Source organism: Pedobacter aquatilis, from assembly GCF_030409415.1.
GTDB classification, from domain to species: domain Bacteria; phylum Bacteroidota; class Bacteroidia; order Sphingobacteriales; family Sphingobacteriaceae; genus Pedobacter; species Pedobacter aquatilis.
This window is the reverse complement of record NZ_JAUFPW010000011.1, coordinates 110,579-128,757: the sequence shown is the minus strand read 5'-3', so window position 1 is coordinate 128,757 and position 18,179 is coordinate 110,579. Positions and strand designations below refer to the sequence as shown.

The 18,179-nt window shown below is 33.3% G+C and carries 16 protein-coding genes; 10 read left to right on the top strand and 6 right to left on the bottom strand.

The features are described 5' to 3' along the window. Positions 1-3: 3 nt before the first annotated feature. Positions 4-1,050 (bottom strand): bifunctional diaminohydroxyphosphoribosylaminopyrimidine deaminase/5-amino-6-(5-phosphoribosylamino)uracil reductase RibD, encoded by a 1,047-nt coding sequence (gene ribD, locus QWY86_RS03650; protein ID WP_290238868.1) that lies wholly within the window; start codon positions 1,048-1,050, stop codon positions 4-6. A 61-nt stretch (positions 1,051-1,111) separates the two neighbouring features. On the opposite strand from ribD, the gene prmC reads away from it, so the two are divergent. Next, on the top strand, positions 1,112-1,957 hold the full coding sequence (prmC, locus tag QWY86_RS03645; protein WP_290238865.1) for a peptide chain release factor N(5)-glutamine methyltransferase: 846 nt from the start codon (positions 1,112-1,114) through the stop codon (positions 1,955-1,957). Here prmC and xerD read toward each other — a convergent pair. Continuing rightward, positions 1,954-2,853 (bottom strand): site-specific tyrosine recombinase XerD, encoded by a 900-nt coding sequence (xerD, locus tag QWY86_RS03640; protein ID WP_290238863.1) that lies wholly within the window; start codon positions 2,851-2,853, stop codon positions 1,954-1,956. The genes prmC and xerD overlap by 4 nt on opposite strands. 63 nt (positions 2,854-2,916) lie before the next feature. Here xerD and aroQ point away from each other — a divergent pair, with 63 nt between their 5' ends. Both aroQ and QWY86_RS03630 read left to right on the top strand, forming a co-directional pair. Further along, positions 2,917-3,345 carry a type II 3-dehydroquinate dehydratase gene (aroQ, locus tag QWY86_RS03635; protein WP_290238861.1) on the top strand — a complete coding sequence of 143 codons (429 nt, stop codon included), beginning with the start codon at positions 2,917-2,919 and terminating at the stop codon, positions 3,343-3,345. A gap of 1 nt (position 3,346) precedes the next feature. Beyond that, a complete protein-coding gene (locus QWY86_RS03630) occupies positions 3,347-4,072 on the top strand; it encodes a TlpA family protein disulfide reductase (protein WP_290238859.1) in 726 nt (241 codons plus the stop codon). Here QWY86_RS03630 and QWY86_RS03625 read toward each other — a convergent pair. Then, positions 4,062-5,078, bottom strand: a complete 1,017-nt coding sequence (locus QWY86_RS03625; RefSeq protein WP_290238857.1) for a glycosyltransferase family 2 protein — start codon at positions 5,076-5,078, stop codon at positions 4,062-4,064. The two genes, QWY86_RS03630 and QWY86_RS03625, sit on opposite strands and share 11 nt — an antisense overlap. Next, positions 5,075-5,956: a lysophospholipid acyltransferase family protein gene (locus QWY86_RS03620; protein WP_290238854.1), complete on the bottom strand. Its 882-nt coding sequence runs from the start codon at positions 5,954-5,956 to the stop codon at positions 5,075-5,077. The genes QWY86_RS03625 and QWY86_RS03620 overlap by 4 nt, the downstream gene beginning before the upstream one ends. Positions 5,957-5,995: 39 nt before the next feature. Here QWY86_RS03620 and QWY86_RS03615 point away from each other — a divergent pair, with 39 nt between their 5' ends. The 3 genes from QWY86_RS03615 to mgtE all read left to right on the top strand — a co-directional run bounded on the left by QWY86_RS03615 (position 5,996) and on the right by mgtE (position 9,156). Beyond that, the gene (locus QWY86_RS03615) at positions 5,996-6,607 is read left to right on the top strand and encodes a WbqC family protein (protein WP_290238853.1); all 612 of its coding nucleotides are present in this window, start codon (positions 5,996-5,998) and stop codon (positions 6,605-6,607) included. Between the two features lie 3 nt (positions 6,608-6,610). Next, positions 6,611-7,738, top strand: a complete 1,128-nt coding sequence (gene corA / locus QWY86_RS03610) for a magnesium/cobalt transporter CorA (protein WP_290238851.1) — start codon at positions 6,611-6,613, stop codon at positions 7,736-7,738. A gap of 65 nt (positions 7,739-7,803) precedes the next feature. Beyond that, complete coding sequence (mgtE, locus tag QWY86_RS03605) at positions 7,804-9,156, top strand: magnesium transporter (RefSeq protein ID WP_290238849.1); 1,353 nt, start codon at positions 7,804-7,806, stop codon at positions 9,154-9,156. Between the two features lie 110 nt (positions 9,157-9,266). Here mgtE and QWY86_RS03600 read toward each other — a convergent pair whose 3' ends face one another. Beyond that, positions 9,267-9,677 carry an organic hydroperoxide resistance protein gene (locus QWY86_RS03600; RefSeq protein ID WP_290238847.1) on the bottom strand — a complete coding sequence of 137 codons (411 nt, stop codon included), beginning with the start codon at positions 9,675-9,677 and terminating at the stop codon, positions 9,267-9,269. A 349-nt stretch (positions 9,678-10,026) separates the two neighbouring features. On the opposite strand from QWY86_RS03600, the gene QWY86_RS03595 reads away from it, so the two are divergent. The 3 genes from QWY86_RS03595 to QWY86_RS03585 are packed head-to-tail and all read left to right on the top strand — an operon-like array spanning position 10,027 to position 13,811. Beyond that, positions 10,027-12,375: a T9SS type B sorting domain-containing protein gene (locus tag QWY86_RS03595; RefSeq protein WP_290238845.1), complete on the top strand. Its 2,349-nt coding sequence runs from the start codon at positions 10,027-10,029 to the stop codon at positions 12,373-12,375. Continuing rightward, positions 12,375-13,370 carry a PorP/SprF family type IX secretion system membrane protein gene (locus QWY86_RS03590; RefSeq protein WP_290238843.1) on the top strand — a complete coding sequence of 332 codons (996 nt, stop codon included), beginning with the start codon at positions 12,375-12,377 and terminating at the stop codon, positions 13,368-13,370. The genes QWY86_RS03595 and QWY86_RS03590 overlap by 1 nt, the downstream gene beginning before the upstream one ends. A gap of 3 nt (positions 13,371-13,373) precedes the next feature. Then, on the top strand, positions 13,374-13,811 hold the full coding sequence (locus QWY86_RS03585) for a hypothetical protein (RefSeq protein ID WP_290238840.1): 438 nt from the start codon (positions 13,374-13,376) through the stop codon (positions 13,809-13,811). Here the strand turns inward: QWY86_RS03585 and QWY86_RS03580 are convergent. Continuing rightward, positions 13,808-15,967 (bottom strand): FUSC family protein, encoded by a 2,160-nt coding sequence (locus tag QWY86_RS03580; protein ID WP_290238838.1) that lies wholly within the window; start codon positions 15,965-15,967, stop codon positions 13,808-13,810. The two genes, QWY86_RS03585 and QWY86_RS03580, sit on opposite strands and share 4 nt — an antisense overlap. A 710-nt stretch (positions 15,968-16,677) precedes the next feature. Here QWY86_RS03580 and QWY86_RS03575 point away from each other — a divergent pair. Then, a complete protein-coding gene (locus QWY86_RS03575; RefSeq protein WP_290238837.1) occupies positions 16,678-18,027 on the top strand; it encodes a PhoH family protein in 1,350 nt (449 codons plus the stop codon). Positions 18,028-18,179 lie beyond the last annotated feature (152 nt).

Genomic DNA, 18,179 nt, shown 5'->3' with positions numbered 1-18,179 from the left:
AATTTAGTTATTTATATATACAGAAAGTTTATCGCACCTTATTTGAGTTTGTTCAATTAAATCACCCGTAATTGATGGCGAAGGTACACCTTCATTCCAACTGTTAGAGGAACTAATAATCCTTGCCTCATCCCAAAGCCCGGCATCTAAAAATTGTTTTAAAATGCTTGCGCCACCTTCTATAATTACAGACTGAATATCCATTAGATAAAGCTGAAAGGCAACTTTTTGAGCCAAGTAAAAGTGCATATCTTCCATTTGTATGTAATGGATATTTCCCACAACGTCAGTTTTCACTTCGTTGAAAATTATTGTTTTAGCTTCATCATTAAAAATATTATTGGAAGCTGGAACTTGAAGGTTTTTATCAATAATTAACCTTATTGGATTTTTGCCTGGCCACATTCTACTTGTTAATTTAGGATTATCAATAACAGCAGTTTGTTTCCCGATTAAAATAGCATCTTCCTCAGTACGCCATTTGTGCGCTAATCTTTTCGCTAAATTGCCGCTAATCCACTTCTGATGACCATCCAAGCTGGCGAAAAAACCATTAGCAGTTTCTGCCCATTTAAGTACAATAAATGGTCGTTGTTTTTGTATTCTTGTAAAAAATCTTCTGTTAAAGTGCCTGCATTCTTCTTCAAGAATTCCACTCACCACCTCAATGCCGGCGTTTTTTAGTTTTTCAATCCCTTTACCATCAACACCAGAAAAAGGATCGAGATTACCGATTACAATTCTTTTAAGCTGATGTTTTACAAATAAATCAGCACAGGGTGGAGTTTTACCAAAGTGTGCGCAAGGCTCTAAATTAACGTAAGCTGTGGCTGTTTTAAGTAATTTTTCTGCATCTGCACCACATTTATCCAAAACGGCTTTTACTGCATTTGGTTCAGCATGGGCTTCGCCATATTTTCGGTGATAACCTTCGCCAATTATTTCTCCATTCGAAACGATTACACAGCCAACCATAGGATTTGGACTTACATTGCCAATTGCATTAGAGGCCAATTCTAAGCAGCGCTTAATATAAAATTCATCGCTCATTAACGCAAAAGTAGTTAAATTATGACAAGGATACTTACTCTATTTATTACTTTTGCAATAGATGGATATTAAAGAATTAGAGAAAGAATATATAAAGAATTTAAGCGAACTATATGGTGCCGAAGAAGCGAAAGCTTTATTCATATTATCAACATCGAATATTTTAAAACTTACACAAAGTGAAATACTTTTGAAACAAGATAGGGAAGTTGCTGTTAAAGAATCTAATAAACTTTTAAAAATTTTGGAAGATTTGAATACTGGCAAACCCATTCAGCATGTTCTTGGTGAAACACTATTTTATAGGTTACCATTCATCGTTAATGAAAATGTTTTGGTTCCCAGACCAGAAACTGAAGAGTTGGTCGATTGGATTATAAATGAAGTAAAAGATAGCAAGAAAAAATTGCTTGATATTGGAACAGGTTCAGGCTGTATTGCTGTAAGTTTGAAACAAAATTTACCTCATTTAGATGTTTCTGCAATTGATATTTCATCTAAAGCTTTGCAGGTTGCCACGGATAACGCTAAGCTCAATAAGGTAGAGGTTAATTTTATTGAGGCTGATATTTTGAAATACGCTTCAGATGAATTTTACGACATTATTGTTAGCAATCCACCATATATTCGGGAGCTCGAAAAGGCAGAAATGCATAAAAATGTTTTAGAGCACGAGCCTCACAGTGCGTTGTTTGTGAGCGATGAAAACCCACTTATTTTTTACGAGGCAATTGCCAATTTCGCAGTTAAAAACCTGAATCCAAATGGTTACCTTTTTTTCGAAATTAATGAATATCTATGGGAAGAAACACTTCAGATATTAATTGATAAGCAATTTAAAAACATAGAGTTAAGAAAGGACATGCAGGGTAAAGATAGAATGATAATGGCAAGAACGAATCCTTAAGAACGTGGATGAAATTGGGTAATTACATCCTTCAGATAATCTCTATCCAAATGCGTATAAATTTCAGTTGTGGTTATGCTCGAGTGCCCCAGCATTTCTTGAACGGCTCTTAAATCTGCCCCTCCTTCTATTAAATGCGTTGCAAAAGAATGGCGAAAAGTATGCGGACTTATTGTTTTTTTTAAGCCGGTAATAGCTGCCAGACTTTTAATTAATGTAAATATCGATATTCTTGATAGTTTAGCCCCAAAACGATTTAGAAATACAATGTCCTCGTTGCCTTTTTTAATAGTTTGATGAACTCTAATTTGCTTAAGATAAATATCGATTAGCTTTAAGGCCACACTTCCCACAGGGACTAATCTTTCTTTGTTTCCTTTTCCTGTAACTTTTATAAATTCAATTTGTGTATAAAGGTTCGAAATTTTCAATTCTGTTAATTCTGAAACCCGAAGTCCGCAACCGTACAAAACTTCAAGTATTGCTTTATTGCGCATTCCTTCAGGTTTTGAAGCATCAATGGCATCTATTAGCCGATTTATCTCCTCAATATTTAATGTATCTGGTAACTTTCTGGCTATTTTCGGCGCTTCGATAAGTTCCATTGGGTCAGCTTGTATAACTTCTTCTAATATTAAATAAGAGAAAAAAGCTTTTAAACCTGAGATTACTCTTGCCTGCGTTGTGGCAAGCATACCAAGCTCATTTAGCCAGGTTATAAACAATTTAATATCGGTGGTTTTTATGTCGCTTAACCTTGGCTCTTTATTTATCGATTTAAAATATTGATTTAGCTTATCAACATCGTTTAAGTAAGCATTAACAGAATTACCCGACAATGAGCGCTCTAATTTTATGTAGCTTTTAAATCCTTTAATATATGTTTGCCAAAGCATGTTTTGTTTGAGATTTTTTTATAACATTGCAACGTTACAATAAATAATGCGATAAAAATCAAAATGAAAGTACAAATTATCAACGGTCCAAATCTCAATCTTTTGGGTGTAAGAGAACCTTCAATTTATGGAAATACAAGCATCGAAGATTATATTAAGGAATTAAAAGCCATTTATACAATTGTAGAAATTGAATATTACCAAAGCAATGTTGAAGGTGAAATTATTAACAAACTTCACGAAGTTGGATTTTCTTTTGATGGAATTATTTTAAATGCGGGCGGTTACACACATACTTCTGTTGCTATTGCAGATGCAATTGCAGCAATCAAGGCACCTGTTGTTGAGGTACATATTTCAAATATTTACGCCAGAGAAGAATTTAGGCATACATCGCTAACCGGCAAAAATTGCCAGGGAGTTTTAACCGGATTTGGAATGAATGGCTATCGCCTTGCGTTAGAAAGTTTACTAATGAATTCAAATAAATAATATGATTAAAAACACGCTCTTCATCTCTCTAATTCTTCTTTTCTTTTGGTGCACCGCACAAACTACAGCCATTAAATCGGCCATCAGAACAGATGAAAAAACCATTGTTAGGGGGGAAGATGGTATGGTTTATCCTTATAATATTTGGCAAAATTTAATGCGAACCGGGAAATATGGTTTAAGAAGTAGAAACACCAAAACTGATAATGGCGAACCTGAATTTCTTTTATATGAACTAACCGCCGAACAGCGTAAAAGTTTAATGGACCGCTTGCCAAAACCTCGCCCTAGTGATGCTTTTGCTGAGGGAACACAGTTTAAAGGTTTCAAGACCAAAGATATGAATGGTAACAAGTTCGATTTAAGAACAAATACCGGGAAGGTTATTGTTTTAAACTTTTGGTTTATCAATTGTCCGCCATGTAAAATGGAAATACCAGAGTTAAACGAACTTGTTGAAGGTTATAAAGAAAATAAAGATGTTGTGTTTTTAGCTATGGCGTTGGATACTAAAGGAGAATTAAAGGATTTTTTAAAAACAATGCCTTACAATTATAATATAGTTGACGATGCGAGATATATTTCTGATAAATATGGCGTTAAGGGCTATCCAACACATGTCGTAATCGATAAAAATGGCAAGGTTAAATTCAGCACCATTGGTTTAGCCATGAACACCGTTTCCTACATCAAGAAATCAATTGACGAAGCATTAGTTACCAATTGAGATTGGAGAATGACCTAATCTTATTGATAAAAAACGCCCAAACAATGCTGTTTCTATAAACACCTTTATGCTTTAAGTAAGGTTTTTGATATTGATTTCTTTTTTTAGCGGTCTTGGTTAAAGATTTAAGAAAATGCCAATGACCTTTGCTTACAGCCATTGTAAATTTTGGTTTCCCGGATAAAAGAAAGTGCCACCAGGCGATAAAATCGATACACATTCTAATTGATATGCGAAATATGGCATCACCAAAAGGCAAATTCTTTTGCATTATAATTAAGTTGTTTCTAAAATTAAGGTAGGTTTTAAAAGGATTTTCAGTCTGCAAAGTTCCGCCACCAACATGGAAAACTTCACTTTCCGGACAATAAACTATTTTGTAATTTAAGTTTTTCAGCCTCCAGCACAAATCAATTTCTTCCATGTGCGCAAATAAATCAGCATCTAATCCACCTGTTTCTTTCCAATATTTACTTTTAATGAAGAAAGCTGCTCCACTTGCCCAAAAAATTTCTTTGGTTTCATTGTATTGTCCATTATCCGTTTCGTAAACATTAAACAATCTGCCTCTACAGAAAGGATAACTATACACATCTAAATAGCCACCGGCAGCACCTGCATATTCAAATTGATATTTAGCTAATTGCGATTTAATTTTAGGTTGCGCAGCTGCAATTTTATCATCGCTTTGCATTAAATCTATAACGGGTTGTATCCAATTCGAGGTTACTTCTACATCAGAATTTAAAAGAATGAAATATTCAGCCTCAACACGTTCTAAAATTTTATTGTACCCACCAGCAAAACCATAATTAACATCGTTTTTTAAAATCGTTACTGTGGGGAAGTTTACCGCCAGAAACTCCACAGAATCATCGGTAGAGCCATTATCTCCAACAATAACCTGTAAATTATCATACGCAGAATTTAAAACTCCGGGAAGAAATTTCTCAAGCCAACTTTTACCATTCCAGTTTAAAATTACAACAGCTACTGAAGGATTCATCTATATATTTCGGGTTTAAATTTCCAGCGTTTATGACTCCAAAGCCAATATTGCGGTTTTTCTTTGATTATTTCTTCTAAAAATTTGAAGTGCAAATTAGTAATTTCTCCATCAACGGTTTCAGCTGGATTTAAGCACATTGGCAAAACTTCAATATCGTAATAACCCGGTTTAACTGGGTTTACTTTAAAGTAATAAATTGGTCTGTTTGTGGATTTTGCTATTTTCTCAACGCCCAAAAGGGCAGGAGTAGGTTGGTTTAAAAAATCTACGAAAAACTTACTTTCCTCTTTAACCGGAGATTGATCGCTTGCAAAACAAAGTAAGCTTGGTTCATTTTTGTAAGTCGCCATACAACGCAATGTTTGTCGCATTGCCACAAAAATGTTTCCAAATTTGGTTCTTGCTTTATCAAACCAATGCTCAAAAACTTTATTATTTATAGGCTTATAAATTACAATGGTTTTAGCAGAAATATTTAAGCCAAGCGATAAGGTGCCTAATTCCCAATTTCCGTAATGTCCGGTACAAGCTAAAACACTTTCACCTTTTTCAAAGTGTTTCTCCAATTGCTCCAAACCTTTAAATTTAACACGTTTAAGTGTTTCCTTTTTTGATATTGAGGTTAATTTCACGATTTCAAAAATCAGCCTTGCCAAAAACTTATAATAGTTTTTTTCTATAAGCTTAATTTCAGCATTGGTTTTCTCTGGAAATGAGTTTCGCAGGTTATCGGTTACTACATTTTTTCTGTAACCAATTAGGTAATAAAGTATATAATAGAGTAATCTTGCGAAAACAAATAATACTTGCAGTGGCAAAAGCGAAATTAGGTATAATAAAAATACGCCTACATGCGCAAAACCCCTTTTAATCATTAATTTTGAAACGTTTGAACTACAAACATATATTTTCAAATGCAGAATACAGCTATACTTCCATTATTTTATCTTCCTCCTGTAGGCTATATAAGTAAACTACAATCAGTTAGTGATAATTTTTTATTAGAAAAATACGAGCATTTTCCAAAGCAAACGTTCAGAAATCGGGCAAGTATTTATTCGCCCAACGGAAAATTAGATTTAACTGTTCCAGTTGTTAAAGGCTCAAAAATGCGCACAGCGATGAAAGATGTTAAAATAAGTTACGATTTTAACTGGCAACGATTGCACTGGATGAGTTTTGAAAGCTCTTATCGCAGCTCTGCATATTTTGAATATTATGAGCATGAATTTTCTGAATTTTACAATAAGAAATACGATTTTCTATTTGACTTTAATTTAGCACTTTTAGAGTGGATTAGTAAAAAACTAAAACTGAACGTCAATTACGATTTTACGAACGAATATATTGATGATTTACCATCGGAACTTGATTTTCGAAATTTTATGAATCCGAAGAAAACTACGGATTATTTAAACAATAAACCCTATTATCAGGTTTTTGAAGATAAACATGAATTTATCGCCAATCTAAGTATTGTAGATTTACTATTTAATCAAGGTCCGCAGGCAAAATTATATCTTTAAGCTATGGCTAAAAACAAACCTAGTAACAGGAGTAGACACAAGCATTACAAGGTTCCAGAACCAGGAACAAGTCCGGGTTTATATACGATAGATGATAATGCACTCAAGCCAATAATTACACTTCACACTTACAACGATAAATCGTATAAAAAGGAAGAGTTAAAAAACATCAATAATATTGATAAGGTAACTGAAAATAAAGAGTTTTTCTACTGGTTTGATATTAAAGGTTTAGCCGACCCAAGTATTTTTGAAACGCTTTACTCAAAATTAAACATTAGTCGCTTGGTTTTAGAGGATATTACAAGTTCCTATCAACGACCAAAGCTTGATGAATATGATAATGATGAATATGTTTTTGCAGTGAGCAGGCATCTTTATATAAATGATGAAAGTGACCTATGCAATGAACAAATCTCATTCATACTTACTTCAAAATGTCTAATCACTTTTCAAGAGAACTACGAAGATTGCTTTAATCCTGTTAGAAAACGTTTAGAAATAGGGAAAGGAAATATCCGAATTGGTGGCCATAGCTATTTAATGTATGCCATGATGGATGCAATAGTTGATAATTATTTCACTTTGCTAAATTATTGGGGAGAGGAACTCGATGCCATTGAAGATAGATTGTTTGATAATCCAGATAAGCGTATTATGTATGATACTCAAGGTATTAAGCGATCGCTGATCACGATTCGAAAGGTTGCCTGGCCAGAAAGAGATAAATTAAACGATATTATTAGAAGTGATAGTAATCTAATTTCGGATTTAACAAAAACATACATGAAGGATGCCTATGACCATTGCATTCAGATTATTGATTTTATCGAATCCCTAAAGGAAATTGCCTCAGCTAATATTGATATGAATTTATCAATCATAAGCAACCGAATGAATGAAATAATGAAGGTGTTGACCATTATTTCGTCAATATTTATTCCCCTCACATTTATCGCCGGTATTTACGGAATGAATTTTAGCAGGGAAGACCCAACAACAGGCAAAATATTAAGCGATAATATGCCCGAATTGTATGCTGAACATGGCTATTTATACACTTGGCTGGTGATGTTGGTAATTGCTATCATCCAAATCATTTATTTCTGGCGAAGAGGTTGGTTTAAATAACTACACTTTACAATAAATAACCATTAAAAATGCATTAGAATTTCTATTTTAGGGGAATTAAAGCTATGCAGTCATCATTCGAAATAGATAAAAGCGACGTTGTAAAGGTTAAGAATGCAATCTTAGCTGGTGATGAAACCCTAAAACAGGTTTTAGAAGAATACCATGCCTCAGAAATTGCAATTTTATTTGAGCGATTGGATAAATCGGAACAGCAGCATATCATTAATTTACTGCCGGCAGAAATTGCATCTGAAATTATCTCGGAAATGGATGAGGAATCCCATCCTGAAGATTTACTTTTTCAGCTCCATCCAGATAAGCGTACCGAGATTGTTGAGGAGTTAGATTATGATGATGCTACAGATATCATTTCTCAACTCGAAGATCATGAGCAGAAAGAAATTTTAGAAGACTTACAAGACGAGCACGCTTCAGAAATACGGAATCTTTTAACCTACGACGAGAAAACTGCAGGAGGTTTAATGAATACAGAGTTAATCTGTGTAAATATAAACCTCACCAAAAAAGATGCAATTGATGAAATCATTCGTCAAAGCGAAGAAATGGAAGAATTCTACACTATTTACGTTGTAGATGATAACGAAATTTTCAAAGGCATCGTTTCTTTGAAAGATATTATTAAAGCCAGGCACGATGCGAAAATTACAGAACTTGTTTTTACCGATGCGGTTTATGTTTACCCGGGCACTGACCAGGAAGAAGTTGCCCAGCTAATTTCTCAATATAATTTAACAAGTATTCCGGTTATTGATGAAAATCAAAAACTTTTAGGGAGGGTAACTTTTGATGATGTGATTGATGTATTAGAAGCAGAAAGTACCGAGGATATTTTAAAAATATCAGGGGTTTCGGAAGATGAGGAATTAAGTGGTAACTGGGTAGAGGCCGTAAAATCTCGTTTACCTTGGTTAATTATCAATTTAGGAACTGCTTTTCTGGCATCGTCAGTTATTCGTTATTTCGACCCGACTATCAAATTAATTCCATCTTTAGCCGCCTACATGACAATAATTGCGGGTATGGGTGGAAATGCAGCAACACAAGCCCTGGCTGTAACTGTTCGCCGTATTTCATTGTACGATTTAAGTGATAATCAAGCATATAGAACTGTTTTAAAAGAATTTACCGTTGGTTTAATAAATGGTGCGGCGAATGGCATAATTGTATTTGCCTTTGCATTCTTCTTTGATGGTAACCCAATGTTAGGTGTAGTTATTTTCTTAGCCATGACAGGAAATTTGCTTATTGCAGGAATTACTGGCGCAAGTATTCCACTGGTATTAAAGCGTGTAGGTATCGACCCAGCTATAGCATCTTCAATAATTATTACAACATTTACCGATGTTTTTGGCTTTATGTTAATATTAGGTTTAGCCAGTAAATTGTTATTATAAAATATTACGTTAACCATATTGTGTTATGGCGTAGCTTTTATAATAATGACGACCATTGAATGTTATAGGAAAAAGCAGACATTTCTATCTGCTTTCTTGTTCATTAACAACTAAATCGCCGTCACCCGCACTTCAATATTTCCTTTGGTTGCTTTAGAATAAGGGCAGGTTTTATGAGCCTTATCTGCAATTTTTTGTGCTTCTTCAGTGGTTATACCCGGAATATGTACATCTAAATCGGCTGATAAACTGAAAACATTTCCATCTTTATTAAACGAAACCTGTACATTAACATTTGCTTCAGTGGTATCAACACCTTCATGCTCTGCAATTGAACCTAATGCACCTAAATAACATGCACCCCAAGCTGCTGCAAATAATTGTTCAGGGTTTGAAGCACCGCCTTGTCCGCCAAGTTCCTTCGGTTTCCTTAGTTCAAAATCCAATATGCCATCACTCGATTTTATGTGACCATCGCGACCTCCTGTAGCTGTAACTTCAGCTGTATATAATTTTTCCATGATATTGTCCTTTAAAATTCAACAAAGAACTAATAGCATTGTTTTAATATAATTTCAAGATTAAACGGCTAATTTTCGTGTAAAAAAGCAGTGAACTATTAGACAAATAAGTTCCTCTTTGTGGAGCTATAGGCACTAATTTACAGTAATTTGCGCAACCCCCCAAAGAGTGAAATATTCCTAAACGGAGTAATTCGTGTAATATTTACTTAAATTAGTATAACCGAATCAAATCAAAATTATTTAATAGATAATTTTGATTTGTAAAGTTATACAAACAAATCTCCCTAAGGTGAATTTTAAATTTATAACGATGCTCATTGTGACTTTGATTGTCACAACATCGAATTTGAATGCGCAATTATGTCCGGAAAATATAGATTTTGAAAATAGTAATTTCAAAAATTGGAAGATCTACAGTGGAGCAATCTCAGCCACAGCTTTAAGCCTTGAAGATATTTCACAATCAATATTAGGTCGGCATACAATTATAAATGACAAAAATGCAGTAGATCCCTACGGTCAGTTTCCATTAATACCAAAAAGTGCTGGTAATTATACGGTTAAGTTAGGAAATAATGGAACAGGTGGTCAGGCGGAAGGTATATCTTACATAATTAATGTACCAGAGAATAGGCCAGAATTTACACTTACCTATCAATATGCAGTGGTATTAGAAGATCCAAACCATCAAGCCATTGAACAACCAAGATTTATTGCCAGGGTTAAGGATGTTGAAACCAATCAATACATCTCCTGTGCATCTTATGAATACATTGCTACAGCAAATTTACCGGGTTTTAAAAAATCAACCGCTAGTTCAATTGTAATTTACAAAGACTGGACACCAGTTACAATTAACTTATCCGGTTATCAAGGAAAACAACTAGTTTTAGAATTTATAACAACTGATTGCACCTTAGGAGGCCATTTTGGCTATGCATATGTTGATGTAAATGGTCTATGCGGTAATTTAATTATTGGTAATACCTATTGTAAAAGTTCAGAACAACTAACAGTATCTGGTCCTAGCGGTTTTAAAAATTACAATTGGTATAATGAAGACAGAACCGTAAAATATGGTACAACGCAATCGGTTGTTATCAAACCAACTCCTCCGGATGGAAGTAAAATCTATTTAGATTTAGTGCCATTTACAGGTTTTGGCTGTGAAAGTACGATTACAACAACGGTTGCAAAAATTGATTACCAACTACAACTCCGCCCAACAAATACCGTTTGCGAAGGAGCGGTTATTGACATATTATCAGATAATTACATTTTAAACAGGCATCCCGATTTTTCATATTTTGCTTATGCGGATAAGGATTTGACCATTCCTGTAAATACGCCGATTACGGTGAACCACGCTGCAACTTACTACGTAAAGGCTACAAATTATAAAGGTTGTGAAAGTGTAACGTCTACATATGTAGATATGTATGATTTGATTTTAACAAGGAATAATAATCTGGCACAGGCATGTTATAACGAATCAGTTGACATTACAAAGTTGGAACTTTATAAGGTAGGTTTAGAGAGTACTGTAAGGAGTTACTTTACCAATCAAGAAGCAACAATTACTTTACCAAATCCATCAGCTGTTAGGGTAACTGGTAGATATTACGTTAAAATATTATCAAATACTGGATGTACTAAAATTATTCCAATTGATGTTCTGATAAATCCGAAGCCTAATTTAACTATTGCAAACCCGCCAATTGCATGCTTTCCATCAACGGTTAATATAACGGAAAAATCTCTGTTTACAGGAAGTGATGTAGGATTGGTTTATTCTTTTTATCGCGATGAAGCATTAACACAAGAAGTTGTTAACCCAGCGGAAATAACAATAACAGGAACATATTATGTTAAAGCCATAAATGAACTTGGTTGTACAGTTTCAGGAAAAATTATTGTCGATATTAATGACCCGCCAATATTATCGATTAAAAATCCTGAAGAGGTATGCTATCCATCTACTATAGATATAACAGTTGCTGATTTGTATGATGGAACAACCCATGGGGTGAGGTTTGAATACTTTAAGGATAAAAATTTATCAATAAAACTTAATCAACCATGGAAAATTTCTGAAAGCGGAACTTATTATGTTAAAATTATAAATCCAAATGGTTGCTTCGTATCCGATAAAATAGTAGCAACTATAAACAAAATTCCAGTAATAGTTTTAAATCAACCAAAACCAATATTCGATCACGATTACATAGATTTAACTGCTCCAGAAATTATTAAAGGAAGTAAAGATTTTATAAAGGCTAAATATTTTACTGATGCTACATTATCTACACCGCTTGCAGAACCAAACAAAGTAAACAAAGCAGGTATATATTTTATCTCATTAGAAAATGATAAAGGATGCGGTGTTTCAGCAGCGATAACACTAAATATATTACCATCGCCAAAAATCTTCGTACCTACGGCATTTACACCACAAAAAAGTACAAACAATAGGTTATATCCTTTCTTAACAAGCATTCAAAAATTAAGCAGTTTCAAGGTTTACAATAAATGGGGATTATTGGTTTACCAAACCAACGATATGTCTGCTGATGGCTGGGATGGGCAATTTAAATCAAGAATGCAACCTTTAGAAACTTTTTCGTGGTTTGCAGATGGCATCGATGTATTAGGTGGGAAGTTTCAAACCAAGGGGAAAACTATATTAATACTATAATGTACAAAATTAAAATCACTCTATTTTTGTGCTTTATTACATTTTTTAGTTCAGCACAAGATCCACGGTTTTCGCAATATTTTGCGGCGCCGCTTACATTAAACCCAGCTTATACTGGCTTTTTTGATGGTAATTACAGAATTGCGTTAAATACCCGACAGCAATGGGGAAATCTTGGTGATCCGTACAATACGTACAGCGTTTCTGGCGATGTAAAACTAATACAAGACGAGAATTTCACTAATGCCGTTTTTAGTATCGGTTTAAGTGGATTGTTTGATGAATCTTTTAACAAGGCACTTAAATCTCAATACATTAACGCTAGTGCTTCATATTATCAATATTTAGATGTGCATCACCGCTTTAAATTCGGTTTAGCGCCACAAATTGCCTATGTATCAAGATACCTGGATCAGAACAGACTTACATTTGCTTCGCAATTTACAGGCAATGGTTTTGATACCTCATTGCCAAATTATCTCGACTTAGAAAACGACAGGCTATCGTATTTCGACATAAATTTTGGACTAACCTTTTCAGCAGAATTTAATAGGTTTAGTGTTGTTGCCGGTTATGCGCATTATCATTTAACAAAACCTGTGGAAAGTTTTTTAGGCACAAATAACAAATCGGTACCTGCTAGAAGAACTTTAAATCTAAGTTTACTATATCCGGTTAATAATTATGTAGACTTGAATTTTAGCGCAATATATAATTATCAAGGAGTTATAAATGATAGAGTTGTTGGAGCTGTTATTGGATTAAAACCTAATGAAAATTCTAAAATAAAAATTAACACCGGTTTGTGGCATAATTTCAATGAATCATCATTTTATCCATATCTCGGTCTCGTTTATGGTAATGTAAGTGCCGGGATAAACTACACACTTTACGGCAATAAAATTTTAAATTCAACACCACGCACTTACGAAATATCTTTAATATATCGCCATAATAATTTTAAAGGCTATAAAGTACCTTGCCCTAATTTTTAAATCATGAAACCTTTCTTTATAATTATTTCTTGCCTCGTTTTAGCTAAATTTTGTTTGGCTCAAAGCCTAACGAAGAGTATAGATTATCAATATTTTCGTGATGATAAAACATACTATGCATATTCCATTTCTAGAAATATAACACCTTCAGATAAGTTATTATTTATTGATTTTTGCATCAATAAACCCTTTAAAAAGATAGAAAAAATATGTTTAATAGAAGGGGGTAAGGAGTACAAACTGAAAATTACAACAAACAATAAAACCGCAAGTTCTGATAATCCAGAAATTAGATTCTATTCATTAATAATAAATTCAGTTGATTTAATTAAAGAGCACATTAAGTGTGAAAGCATAATTGCTTTTAAACTTGATGACGCAACAGTAGTTTCGCTGCCCTTTAATAAATGCTTGATAATAGAAAGTTTAAACAAAGGCTAAATTTTTATCTTAACCGTGAGCTTGTAAACATCATAAGCTACTTTTTGAATAGAATCGAATTGTTCTGGAATCAAATCTTCTCCAGTTACAACTTTTAATGATGCATCACTTAACCTTATTAATGGTACATTATCAATCGTTGTTTGCCTTTTTTCCAGATTTTCAATTGATGTATCGAGCAAATATATCGTGTTATTAGCAATGGGCTTTAATAAATCAAAATTCTCGGTATGGAAATCGTGTTCTTTATTATAAAGTGATAAGGTAGCGGTATATGATGATATTAAATGACTTAATGCAGTGAATTGATGCACCTCCTTTATAAATAATTGCTTGCTTTTAGGTTCAGAAAACATCCTTTGGAATAAAGATGCTAAGTTTGCTGTACTCACATAAACTTCTTTTCTGGCTAATTTATACTCGGTTCTATTATAGGTTTTTTCAAAATATAGTTTTACTATTTGCTCAAAATATGCCTTATTAGCTTTAAGCATATCAATCATGGCTTCCTTAAGTTTTTCATGTTCCCATGTTGGGAAAAGGGAATAGCTGGCTAATAATGCAATTCCCGAACCAATAAACGTATCGTAAATCCTTTCTCGAGCCAAAGCAATAGAGCCCATTCCTAAGAAATCGAAAAGGATTAAAATATACGGCGTCATAAATAAAACGCTAACTACATAATTTTTCCTTTGAAAGCTGTAACAACCAATCATACAGAATAATAGAATGGCAAAAAGCGTGTTTTTATCGTGGATATAGCTTACAACTGCCATACCGATAAATGCTCCAATTGTGGTACCAATTAATCTTTGATAATTTCTTTGTTTTGTTAAACTGAAACCTGGTTTCGATATTACGAGTATGGTAAGTAAAATCCAGTAGCTGTGAGAAAAATTTAAAATTTGAGATACAATAAAACCTAATAGCATAACTACCGTTACACGTAATGAGTGCCTGAATGTAGATGAACTATAGCTTAAATTTTCAGTAAATAAATTGAAATCGAATTTTTGTCGTGTAATAAATTTCTCGGTATCAACTTCGGCTTTACGAATATCCTTACTATTTCTAAGTTTAAAGTAGCTATTTATCGTTTTAACTCTACCTAAAATATTTTCGATGTTAACCTCAATGTTTTTTAAGGCTATAATTCCTGATGTACTAAATTTTTGGTCGCTGTTATTTTTTTCGAAATGATTTATTTTAATCTTTAAACGTTCAATTTCTATTAATAAACGTTTTGAAATGGTTGGTTTACCACCGCTTTTTAAAGCAAAGGCAATATCATCCAAAGCATACGAAATTCTTTTTATCGCCATTTCATAATCAGATAATATTCCAGCTGAATCAAATTGCTCATGAAGTTGTTTGTAATTGTAATACGTAGACATTACTTGCTCAAACAAATCAACCATATCTACAAAAACCAACATCAAGAATCGACCTTCTGGAGTAGAATCTCTTATAATTTCTCTAGTCCTAAATAATAATTCCCTTACAGCATCTTGCTTCTCATGTACAGAAACCTGCAATTGTAGCAAATCGGCATAGGTTTTATCGTAATTATTATTTCGGTGGTAAAACTTTGCCTTTTCGCGTAAAAACTCTGCAACCTCGAAAATAGAATCGCTTAACGATTGTTGCACCAACCTAAAGGGACGTAGTCTGTAAACAAAATAGCTTAAAGCCGTGTACCAAATACTGCCAGCTAAAATCATCAAACCATGCGTTAACACTTCTTGCCATGGTCTAATATCATCAATACTTAAAACAATTATGAGCAAGGTAGCCGTTCCAATAGACGCGGCCCTAACACCATAAATGTAAAACATGCTGAAAATAAAGCTTGATGCAGTAAGTAAAAATCCGATGAAGAAATGGTTTTTATTAGTTAGTCCGGTTAAAATCGAAAACACAAAAATTAAAACGGTGGTAATCAGCATCGCGTTTCTGCGGTGAACCATTGGTCCCGGACTATCGACTACGCTTACACATAATGCACCAAGAGAAAGTGTCATTCCATACTTAAGCATTCCAAACTGAGCTAAAATTAATGATGGAAGTAAAACACCAATAGTAATGCGTAATCCATCAGCAAAGTATGTGCTTAATAAAAAATCCTGAATACTTCTAATGGGTTGCTTAATCTGCATGTGTACAAAAATAACATATTTACAAGTGTTTTTGTTGAGGCTTTTTCCAATACTTTTTAATTTTTAGGCAGATTATCAGTATCTAAAAAATAAAGTTTTTTGCAAGTTTGTTAATAAGCTGATAATCAGTCAATGTTAATAAAATTGAGTGATACGTTAAATCTTAAAATGAAGGCATATTTTATCTAAATTATATGTTAACAATACTGATTTTTAGGTTAATAACTTTGTTTATAAAATAAATGATTTAACTATTGACAAATGTTCAATTCTGCACTAAATTAGATTATATCAAATACGGAGTAATTGAAAGTTTGAAAAGAGCATCAAAAAGAAAAAATTAACCGAAAGGATAAATCTTTCAGATGAATCTAATAAGGATATGATTGTTCTGAAGGGTTAAACTAACAGAAATAAATTAATAGCCGAAAGGTTATTATTTAAATCAAAAGACTTAACAAACATTATTAAAGATAGTATTGTTCTATGGAATATCGCTATTGGAAATAATTTCTAAACGAGTTACAAAAGTTTGCAAAGACCAAGTAAAGACGAAGAAATTCAATTACAAATATTAGATACCTGATAACAATTACGGTTGTTATTAAGGTTAAACGGGGAACAGAATCGAAAGAAGACGGTCCCCGTTTTTTTGTGCTTTTTTCAAAACCTATCTTACAATCTTGCGCCTAAAACATTAAATTTACAGAATGGCTAAGAAAAGTAAATCAGATACAACATCAAAAAAGATTTTTGTTTTAGATACTTCTGTTATTTTGTACGATCATGATGCAATAAATAACTTTCAAGAGCATGATGTAGCCATTCCAATCCAGGTTTTAGAGGAATTGGATAATTTTAAAAGCGGTAATGACACCCGAAACTTTGAAGCCAGAAGTTTTATCAGGTTAATTGATAATGTTGCAAAGCAGAAATTAATCAGCAATTGGGTACCACTTCAAAAGCAAAATACCGGAATGTTTAAGGTATTGATGAGCGAAAACCCCAAGTTCATAAATGCAGAGGATGTATTTGGTAAAGGCAAAACAGACAATAAAATATTAAATGCAGCCTTGATTTTAAAAGAAGAAAATCCTGATAAAAAGGTTGTTCTTGTATCTAAAGATATTTGCTTGAGGTTAAAGGCTAAAGCATTAGATGTAAATGCCGAAGACTATGAAACTGGCAAAATTAAAAATGTTGATGAATTGTATGCGGGCAAAACAGAATTAAACAATTTCCCGGAGCATTTAATTGAAACTTTAAAGAAAAGTGAGCACATCAATATTGATGATTTGAATTTACCTGTAAAAACAGCCAATCATTTTTACATTCTGAAAAATAAACGTAAGGCATTAAACATTTTTCAAAATTATCACTTAAAAACAGTTACAACCATAACCAACGATTCTATTTTTAAAATTAAGCCAAAAAACCCTGAGCAGTCTTTTGCAATTCATGCCCTACTAAACCCAGATATCAAGCTGGTAAGCATACAAGGAAATGCTGGAACTGGTAAAACACTACTAGCTTTAGCAAGTGCATTAGAGCAGCGCCGAGATTTTAGGCAAATCTACATCACCCGACCAATTGTATCGCTAAGTAATAAAGATATTGGTTTTCTTCCTGGTGATGCAAAATCCAAAACTGATCCCTTCATGGCCCCAATCTGGGATAATCTACGCTTTATAAAGGAACAATTTAATGGTGATGAAAAGATGATTGCCAAAATTGATGAACTAATAAACACCGAAAAAATTGCGATTGCGCCGCTTGCATTTATAAGGGGTCGTACGCTTACTAAAATATTTTTTATAATAGATGAAGCGCAAAATTTGACACCCCATGAGGTAAAAACCATCATATCGAGGGCAGGAGAGCACACAAAAATTGTTTTTACTGGCGATATATATCAAATCGACACACCATATCTCGATTCAGAAAGTAATGGATTAAGTTATTTGATAGAAAATGCAAAGAATCATCCATTATATGCACACATTACATTACAAAAAGGGGAGCGAAGCGAGCTGGCAAATCTTGCTAATGAATTATTGTAAATTATTACTTTAGTATCTTCTAAATTAACAATGCAGCTTGGGTACATCACTAATTATATTTGATCTTAATTAGATATTGACACAAAAAATCGAGGGAATAGTATTACTTGCCTATAATATTGTAATGGCTTTTGATGAATATACAATCGTAA